Origin of the sequence: Aestuarium sp., from assembly GCF_023253315.1 — a bacterium.
GTDB classification, from domain to species: domain Bacteria; phylum Pseudomonadota; class Alphaproteobacteria; order Rhodobacterales; family Rhodobacteraceae; genus Marivivens; species Marivivens donghaensis.
This window is the reverse complement of the sequence record NZ_JALRGW010000099.1, coordinates 1-1,065: the sequence shown is the minus strand read 5'-3', so window position 1 is coordinate 1,065 and position 1,065 is coordinate 1. Positions and strand designations below refer to the sequence as shown.

At 50.0% G+C, this 1,065-nt stretch carries 1 protein-coding gene; it reads left to right on the top strand.

Translation table 11 applies throughout. From position 1 onward, the window contains the following. A partial coding sequence (locus AC1QQ2_RS14380; protein WP_479713657.1) for a hypothetical protein occupies positions 1 to 1,065 on the top strand: 1,065 nt, incomplete at both ends.

Below are 1,065 nucleotides of genomic sequence, written 5' to 3'. Positions count from 1 at the left end.
AACGCACGCTTGGATTAGAGTTAGCGATCCAGACAAGATCAGCACACTCAAAGCACACATTGATACGCAGATGGTTCTGCATGGCGCATCATTCCGTTTCCCAATCAAAAGCAAGTTGACAGGCGAAGTCATCGGCGGTCAGGACCGCAGTGTGTTTGACCTTGCAGTCCTAGACACTGGCAGACTTGTGTTCTGCGCAAAGCCAGAAGTGTTGATTGATGGATACGCAATGGCAGACGCTGGTATAACCATCCACAACCCCGCTGGAGGCGCGTTAGACATTTCTTGGGCCGAGGTGCCAACACAGCGTGACCTTGAGCTGCTCCGGACCAAAACAGGCCTCTCTAAGCGTGTTAGCGTCGAGAGTGGAAATGTATCAACGATTGTAACTGGTGAACTGACAGATGACACTCCAATTGAAATTAAAGGCAGCGTGCGCAGGCTCAAAGATTGGGCTGATGAAATGCAGCCAGGCGATAAGAAGCGATGCGAAAGCCCTTTCAGGTTTAGCCAATCGGAGGCAGCGTTTATCAAGATCGGGGACAATGGATTACCGTTTGTCCACGACATTGGGAATGGCACAACTTACAAGATGCAACGTGAACTCGTGTTGCGTGATGACCTATCCGACTTTGACTACATCCCAGAAGAGCCGACTGCTCGGGAAAAAGAAGTTGTGGAGGTTAAACACGAAGACTTTAAGCAGGAAGGTGGTTTTGCAGATTGGGCTTTTCTAACGCGTCGTGGGGCATTCTATAACATCTTTACAGGTGAAGAATGCAAGACGCAGGCATTCAATCTAGCCTACGGTCGAGATGTGCCAGAGGTGCAAGATGGCGACAAGATTACGCGCCCATCAGCCTCGCGCTATGTCATGCACTTCATTGACGGTCGCACAGCATATGACACGCTCTACATGCCGTCTGCATTGTCAGTTGGGTCTATGTTCTTTGAGCGAGATGGCGTGCAATACGTCAACTCATACATTCCAACTTGGGTTCCAAAGGTAGACCCAAACTGGCGCGATGGCAGCGCATGGAAAGTTTGTGACGCACACCTAAAGAT